The sequence below is a fragment of the Mesorhizobium sp. M1396 genome (assembly GCF_040317725.1).
In the GTDB taxonomy this organism is placed as follows: Bacteria; Pseudomonadota; Alphaproteobacteria; order Rhizobiales; family Rhizobiaceae; genus Mesorhizobium.
In genome coordinates this window covers 140,389-148,116 of sequence record NZ_JAMYLA010000011.1, presented here as the reverse complement: position 1 = coordinate 148,116, position 7,728 = coordinate 140,389, and the positions used below count along the sequence as shown (strand labels likewise).

6 protein-coding genes and 1 pseudogene are annotated in these 7,728 nt (G+C 64.8%); 3 read left to right on the top strand and 4 right to left on the bottom strand.

Translation table 11 applies throughout. The features are described from left to right. Both NKH02_RS09795 and NKH02_RS09790 read right to left on the bottom strand, forming a co-directional pair. Nucleotides 1-375, bottom strand: a pseudogene (locus tag NKH02_RS09795) (deoxyribose-phosphate aldolase); the annotation flags it as partial. A 210-nt stretch (nt 376-585) separates the two neighbouring features. Next, the gene (locus tag NKH02_RS09790; RefSeq protein WP_352878257.1) at nt 586-1,413 is read right to left on the bottom strand and encodes a ferredoxin--NADP reductase; all 828 of its coding nucleotides are present in this window, start codon (nt 1,411-1,413) and stop codon (nt 586-588) included. A gap of 220 nt (nt 1,414-1,633) precedes the next feature. On the opposite strand from NKH02_RS09790, the gene NKH02_RS09785 reads away from it, so the two are divergent. Genes NKH02_RS09785 through NKH02_RS09775 form a run of 3 tightly spaced genes read left to right on the top strand, consistent with a single transcriptional unit; the run spans nt 1,634 to nt 5,701 of the window. Further along, complete coding sequence (locus NKH02_RS09785; RefSeq protein ID WP_352878254.1) at nt 1,634-3,718, top strand: hydantoinase/oxoprolinase family protein; 2,085 nt, start codon at nt 1,634-1,636, stop codon at nt 3,716-3,718. A gap of 1 nt (nt 3,719) precedes the next feature. After that, entirely contained in the window at nt 3,720-5,459 is a 1,740-nt protein-coding gene (locus NKH02_RS09780; RefSeq protein WP_352878251.1) for a hydantoinase B/oxoprolinase family protein, read from the top strand. Between the two features lie 20 nt (nt 5,460-5,479). Then, the gene (locus tag NKH02_RS09775; RefSeq protein ID WP_352878248.1) at nt 5,480-5,701 is read left to right on the top strand and encodes a glycine cleavage T C-terminal barrel domain-containing protein; all 222 of its coding nucleotides are present in this window, start codon (nt 5,480-5,482) and stop codon (nt 5,699-5,701) included. Between the two features lie 264 nt (nt 5,702-5,965). On the opposite strand, the gene NKH02_RS09770 is transcribed toward NKH02_RS09775, so the two are convergent. Then, nucleotides 5,966-6,619 (bottom strand): methionine ABC transporter permease, encoded by a 654-nt coding sequence (locus tag NKH02_RS09770; protein WP_352878245.1) that lies wholly within the window; start codon nt 6,617-6,619, stop codon nt 5,966-5,968. Next, nucleotides 6,600-7,688: a methionine ABC transporter ATP-binding protein gene (locus NKH02_RS09765; RefSeq protein ID WP_352878243.1), complete on the bottom strand. Its 1,089-nt coding sequence runs from the start codon at nt 7,686-7,688 to the stop codon at nt 6,600-6,602. The genes NKH02_RS09770 and NKH02_RS09765 overlap by 20 nt, the downstream gene beginning before the upstream one ends. Nucleotides 7,689-7,728 lie beyond the last annotated feature (40 nt).

Sequence of the window (7,728 nt, the reverse complement as noted above, 5' to 3'; positions counted from 1 at the left end):
CGGGTCACCAGCAATGCCGAGACCCTCGACGATGTCGCGGCGGAACGGGTTGATCGCCTTGGCGCAGAGCCGGCGCACGCGCTCCTCGGTGTCATTGGAATTCAGCGTCGTCAGATCCATGCAGGCGACGGCGCGCAGCAGCCAGGCCGCCTGGTTGTCGGCCTTGATCGAGCGCCGCTTGGTCAGGCTGGCGACGCGCCGCTCCAGCGCCGAGCGATTGACGCTGCGCACCGATTCCATGAAGCCGAGGTCGAGCTTCATGCCGGGATTGCGCGCGATGCGATGGTCGTGCGGAACGGCTGTGTTGGCGGCGGCACGCGCGGGCAGCGGCGTCACCTTGGTGCCGAGATCGGCTTCGCGGATTGTGCTGCTCATCTCCTGCCCCTTCATTCAGCGACGTGTGCTTATGTCTTGGTGCGTATCGTTTTCCCAAAACCGCTCGACACTTTTGGGCGACACGCACGAAGATAGCCCGTGAAGTCGTACTTCACGAGTCCTTCAGGCGGTCATAACCGAAAAAGGTGGCGAAAGCAGCCAATTTTTGACCACGTGGTCAAAACGCAGAATTGAAATGCTGGGTGCTGCTCAGCCGACGAAGGCGCGTTCGACCACGAACGTCGCCGGATGATTCAGCGAGCCTTCGACGAAGCCGAGGCTTTCGGCCAGTTCCTTGACATCCTTCAGCATGTGCATCGAGCCGCAGATCATGATGCGGTCGGTTTCCGGATCGAGCTTGTCGATGCCGAGATCGGTATAGAACTTGCCGGAGCCGATCAGCGCGGTGATGCGGCCCATGCAGGCCGAGTCTTCGCGGGTCGTCGAATTGTAGAGCGTGACGCGGCCGCCGGTCAGTTCGCCGATCAGCGGGTCGCTTTCCAGCGCCGCGACCAGCTCCTGGCCATAGGTCAGTTCGGCATTGTCGCGGCAGGTGTGGGTCAGGATCACCTGCTCGAACTTCTCATAGGTGTCGGGGTCACGCAGCAGGCTGGCGAAGGGCGCGATGCCGGTGCCGGTCGAGATCATGAACAGCCGCTTGGCCGGGGTCAGCGCGTCGACCACCAAAGTGCCGGTCGATTTCTGCCGCATGATGATCGTATCACCGACCTGGATCTTCTGCAGTTCCGAGGTCAGCGGGCCGTCCGGCACCTTGATCGAGAAGAATTCCAGCTCTTCGTCCCAGGCCGGGCTTGCCACCGAATAGGCGCGGTACACCGGCTTCTCGGCATTGGGCAGGCCGATCATGACGAACTCGCCGGAGCGGAAGCGCAACGACCGCGGACGGGTGATCCGGAACGAGAACAGCCGGTCGGTGTAGTGCTTCACCGAGACGACGGTTTCGGCGTAGACATTTGCCGGAATCGGGAATTGCAGCGGGCGGGCGCCGACGGTGTTGAGAGCGGATGTGGTGTTCATCAAATCCAACCTTCTGGCCCAACTGTGGACGCGGGCGCCAAACTTTCACCTGCGCGCCCGAACCCTTCAGGTCCCGGCGTGCTGTTCGCACACTCCAAAGCGGCAAGCTCTTGTGTCCCGAATTTATTAGTATACAAACGATATTTGCGTCAAGATGCTCCCTTAAAACAGCTTTCCAAACTGACGCATATCCGTAGTCCGCGCATTTCGGGTTTCGACGATGGAAGAGAATTTTTCGGCGCAAGCACATGATTCCCTGGGAAATGTCGTTGCCGGTATCGATGTCGGCGGTACCTTCACCGACCTGCTCCTGATCGACGGACGCGACGGCGGCAGGGTGCATATCGCCAAGACCCCGACCACGGTCGACAACCAGGCGTTCGGCGTCGTTTCGGCACTCGGCGCCACCGGATTTCCGATCGACGGCATCGACCTGATCGTGCATGGCACGACAACCACCACCAATGCGGTGCTCGAACGCCGGCTGGCGAAAACCGGCATGATCACCACGCGCGGCTTTCGCGACGTGATCGAGCTTGGCCGACGGACACGGCCGCAGGCCTATGGCATGACCGGCAGCTTCGTGCCGATCATTCCGCGCAATCTGCGGCTCGAAGTGTCGGAGCGCGTCGAGGCGTCGGGGGTGATCCGCACGCCGCTCGACGAGGCGGAAATGCGCGAGGCGGTGAAGACGCTGATCGCGGCCGGCTGCGAATCCCTCGTCATCCATTTCCTGCATTCCTACGCCAACCCGGCGCATGAGCGGCGCGCCGCCGAAATCGCCGCCGAATTCTGGCCGAACGGCTACATCACGGCGGGTCACGCGCTGCTGTCGGAAGCGCGCGAATTCGAGCGCGGCGTCACCGCCTCAGTCAACGCCTCGGTGCAGCCGATCCTCGAGCGTTATGTCGAGCGGCTGCGCAAGGAATTGGCTGCAAAGGGCTATGCCCGCGATTTCCTGATCATGAACGGCAATGGCGGCATGATCTCGGCCCGCTTCGTCACACGTGAATCGGCCAAGACGGTGATGTCCGGTCCGGCCTCGGGCGTCATCGCCGCCGCCTATACCGGAAAGCGCGCCGGCTTCGAAAACCTCGTCACCTACGACATGGGCGGCACCTCCACCGACGTGGCGCTGATCCGCAACGCCGAGCCGGCTGTCTCGAACGAGATCGAGATCGAATATGCGATGCCGATCCACGTGCCGATGGTGGCGGTGCATACGGTCGGCGCCGGCGGCGGCTCGATCGCCCGTGTCGATGCGGCCGGCCTGATCCAGATCGGTCCGGAAAGTGCCGGCGCCAATCCTGGCCCGATTTGTTACGGACGCGGCGGTCTCGAGCCGACCATCACCGACGCCAATCTGGTGCTCGGCCGGCTGGCGCCCAAGAAGCTGCTGGCGGTCGAAAACCCGGTCACCGTCGGGCGCGTCACGGGCATATTCGAGGACAAGATCGGCAAGGCGACTGGCCTGTCCGGCGTCGAGGCGGCGGGTGCGGTGCTGCGGCTGGGTAACATGAAGATGGCCGGCGCCATCCGCATGGTCTCGGTGTCGCGCGGCCACGATCCGCGCGATTTCGCGCTGTTCGCCTTTGGCGGTGCCGGCCCGCTGCACGCCACCGCCCTGGCGCGTGAGCTCGGCCTGCCCAAGGTGCTGGTGCCGGCACGACCCGGCATCACCAACGCGCTCGGTTGCGTCGTCGCCGATCTGCGTCACGACTTCGTCAACACCGTCAACCAACCAGTGGCTGTACTCGATGAAACCCGGCTTCACGTGGTATTGGAACGGCACCGAAACGAAGGCGAGGAGCTGATCGGCAAGGAAGCGGTGAAGCCGGAGACGATCCGCGTCACGCACTCCGCCGATATGCAGTTCGTCGGCCAGACCCACATCATCAACGTGCCATTGCCGTCGTCGTCAGTGACGCGGGCGGCGCTGCAGCAGCTTTTCGAAAAGGCTTATTTCGCCCGCTTCAAGGTCGAATTGCCGGAAATCCGCGCCAATCTCGTCAACCTCAACACCTCGGTCACGGGCGTGCGTCCGGCGATCGATCTGTCGCGGCTGATCGATCCGGCCGGGCGCGCAACAACGCTCGACGAGGCGCGACGAGAAATCCGGCCGGTCTGGTACGCTGGGCGCTGGCACGACACACCGGTCTATAGCAGGGAAAAGCTGCCGCTCGACGCGGTCATCGAAGGGCCGGCGATCCTCGAACAGATGGACGCCACCACCGTGCTCGAACCCGGCGACCGCGCACGCTGCGACGCCGACGGCAACATCATCATCGACATTGGCGAGGCCTGATATGGCAAAGCTCGACGCCATCACCCTTTCGGTCCTCCAGGCGGCGCTGCAGCAGGTCTGCGACGAGATGGACCTGACCTTTTCGCGCGCCGCCTTCTCGCCTGTCATCGCCGAGGCCAACGACCGTTCCGACGGCATCTATTCGGCCGTCGACGGTTCGCTGATCGCGCAAGGTAGCCAGGGCCTGCCGGTGTTCGTCGGCGTCATGCAGTATTCGACTAGGACGGTGATCGAGATGATCGCCGATGGCCGCTGCCTGCCTCCCGAGCCGGGCGATATCTACATCGTCAACGACCCCTATCTCGGCGGCACCCATCTGATGGATGTGCGCTTCGCCATGCCGGTCTATCGCGACGGCAAAATCTTCTGCTGGCTGTCCAACACCGGCCACTGGCCCGACATTGGCGGCTCGGTGCCGGGCGGGTTTTCAGCCTCGGCAACGGCGGTCGAGCAGGAAGGCCTGAGGTTGCCGCCGGTGAAGCTGTTCAAGAAGGGCGTGCTCGATCCAGAGATCTACGCCATCATCTGTTCCAACATCCGTGTCGCCGACCAGCGCATCGGCGACATCAGGGCCCAGGCGGCTGCACTGCTGATCGGGCAGGATCGGCTCAACGGAATCCTGGATCGTTACGGAGACGAAACTGTCGTCGAGGCGATCGCCGAACTGCGCCGCCGCGCCGCCGAGCAGATGCGCGCCAACATAGCGGCAATCCCCGACGGCACCTACCGTTCCGAGGCCTTTGTCGACTCCGACGGGGTGGTCAACGAGCCGCTGACCATCGCGCTCGCCGTCGAGAAACAGGGCGACACGCTGACCTTCGATTTCGCCGGCTCGTCAAAGCCGTGCGCCGGGCCGATGAACAGCGTGCTGGCGACGACCCTGTCCTCGGTCTATCTGGCCATGCGCCACATTTTCCCCGACGTGCCGATCAGCGCCGGCGCTTTCGAGCCGCTGATCGTCAAGCGACCGGAAGGCACTTTCCTCGACGCCAAATACCCGCGTCCCGTATCGGGCTGCGCGGCCGAGGTGTCGCAGCGCATCGCCGAGGCGGTGTTCGCGGCGATGGTGCAGGCGCTGCCGGACAAGGTGACGGCGGCTCCCGCCGGCTCCAGCGGCAACTTCGCGCTCGGCGGCAACGATCCGGCGCGCGGCCGCGACTACGTCATGTACCAGATCTCCGGCGGCGGCTATGGCGGCAATTCAAGCCATGACGGCCTGACCAATGGCTGCTCGACCATCGGCATTTCCAAATCGCCGCCGGTCGAGATCATGGAACAGGCTTTTCCTGTGCTCTACCGCCACTATGCCTTGCGCGAAGGCTCCGGTGGCGCCGGCAAGCATCGCGGCGGCTTCGGCCTCGCCTATGAGGTCGAGATCCTGCGCGGCGATGCCCGCGCCTCCTTCGTCATGGATCACGGCCGTTTCGGCCCGCAAGGCGCGCTCGGCGGCAAGGATGGCGCGGTCAACACGGTGACCGTCTTCCGCGACGGCGAGGAACATGTGCCGCCGCACCTGTCCAAGGAGCAGGACATCGCGCTGAAGGCTGGAGATCGGGTCAGGGTCGGTACGCCGGGCGGCGGTGGCTATGGCGATCCGCGTGAGCGGAATGCCGATCTGGTGCTGCGCGATGTGGCGCTGGGGTACTACACGCCTGCGGAAGCCAGCGAAAAATTTGGCGTGGTCCTCTCGGGCGAGCTCGCGATTGACCGGAAAGCGACGGACAAGCAGCGCGCCGGCTGACGCACCGCCATTGCAACGGCTTGGTCCGTTCGCCGCGCCGCGATCGCCGCGAGGATGCCGGTATGGTCACCTACAGCGACCACGGTTATTCTCTCGGCAAGGTGCTGGCCACCGCGCATCTGCGGCTGCCGTTCACGGCCATTGGCACGGAGCTCAGCATCGACATCGAGGGCAGGCCGACCCGCGCAGTGGTGGCGCCGATACCGTTCTTCGATCCGGAGGGCGTTAGGTTGCGAGCTTAGCGCGGCTAGTCCCACAGCATCATAGTGACCAGCCTCGGCGCTGCCCCTCACCTGCCTGCCGGCATCCTCTCCCCGTATAGTGACGGGGAGAGGGGCGCTGTCGTTGACGATTTCGCCAGTTACCAGCGTTACAGGAAGAATGTCGGCGTTACGGCCAGCTCCTCTCTCCCGTTTTACGTCCGGCAGGACAGTGAGGGGCGGCGCCAACGGTAAGATTGCTCCGGAGAAGGCCTCGGCCGAACCGAATGTTCAGCCGGCTGACCATTATCTCCGATCCAGCCTCGCCACCAGGCGATCCCCCACCCATTGAATGCCGCAGACCAGGATGATCAGCACGATGACCACGGCGATCATGACGCTGGTCTCAAAGCGCTGGTAGCCGTAGCGGATGGCGAGGTCGCCGAGGCCGCCGGCGCCGATGGCGCCGGCCATGGCGGAGGCGCCGATCAGCGTCACCAGCGTGACCGTGAAGCCGGCGACGATGCCGGGCAGGGCTTCGGGCACCAGCACCTCGCGGATAATCGTCCAGCGGTTACCGCCCATGGCCCGCGCCGCCTCGATCAAGCCGTGGTCGACCTCGCGCAGCGACACTTCGGCGATGCGCGCATAGTAGGGCGTGGCGGCGATCGACAGCGGCACGATCGCCGCCCAGGTGCCGATCGAGGTGCCGACGATCAGTCGCGTCACCGGGATCAGCGCCACCAGAAGGATGATGAAAGGCACCGAGCGGAAGCCGTTGATGACGGCGCCGAGCGCCCGGTTCACCCATAGGCTCTCGGCAATGCCGCCGCGTTCGGTGGCGATCAATGCGAGCCCGAGCGGCAGGCCGAACACCAGTGAGATGAAGCCGGAGGCGGCCGTCATAAGCACCGTCTCCCAGATGGAACGCAGCAGAAGTTCAAACAGGATTGGCGACATGGCCAAGCACCTCCACCCGCGCCTGGCGAGCCTTCAGGAATGTGATGATTTCAGCGAGATGATCTGCATCGCTGCCGGGGACCGAAAGGAACAGCGTCCCGACAGGCTGCTGCTGGATATGGTCGATGCCGCCATGGATAAGGCGGAAGGCGCCCGGAACAGCAACGGCAAGGTCGGACAGCAGCGGGCCGTTTGCCGCCTCGCCGGCCACGTCGACGCGCAGGATCGTCTCGGCGCCGGCCGCCGGCAGCAGCCGGGCTGTCAGCTCGGCTGGCAGCTGCGGCCGGATGGCGCCGAGCAGGCTTTTTGTGATGTCGGAGCGCGGATCGGCGAACACCGACCACACCGGCCCTTGCTCGACGATGCGCCCGGCATCGATCACCGCCACCCGGTCGGCGATCGAGCGGATCACTTCCATCTCATGGGTGACCAGCAGGATGGTCAGGCCAAGCCGCCGGTTGATGTCCTTGAGCAGCGCGAGAATGGAGCGCGTCGTCTCCGGGTCGAGCGCCGAGGTCGCTTCGTCCGACAGCAACAGCGCCGGGCGTGCGGCAAGCGCCCTGGCGATGCCGACGCGCTGCTTCTGGCCGCCCGACAGCGATGCCGGATAGGCTTTTGCCTTCTCCGACAGACCGACGAGATCGAGCAGCTCGGCCGCGCGTGCCAGCCGCTCGGCCCTCGGGCGGCCTTCGATCTTGAGCGGCAGCGCCACATTGTCCTCGACGGTCTTGGCCGACAAAAGGTTGAAATGCTGGAAGATCATGCCGATGCGCCGGCGCAGCGGCTGCAGGTCGCGCTCGCCGAGCCGGCCGATCTCTCGGCCTTCGATGAACACTTCGCCGGAATCGGGCCGCTCCAGCCCGTTCAGGCAGCGGATCAGCGTCGACTTGCCGGCGCCGCTGCGGCCGATGATGCCGAGGACCTCGCCCTTGCGCACGGTCAGCGACACGCCGTCAAGCGCTGCCGTGACGCCGAAGTGGCGCTTAAGCTCGACAAGGCGCACGACATCTTGCTGTGTTGCGCTGGCCTGCTCCGTGGTCTCGGCGGTCGAGGTAAAGTGCTGGTTCATGGGCGGATCCTGAAAATACGAGTGCGGCCCGCGCGTGGCG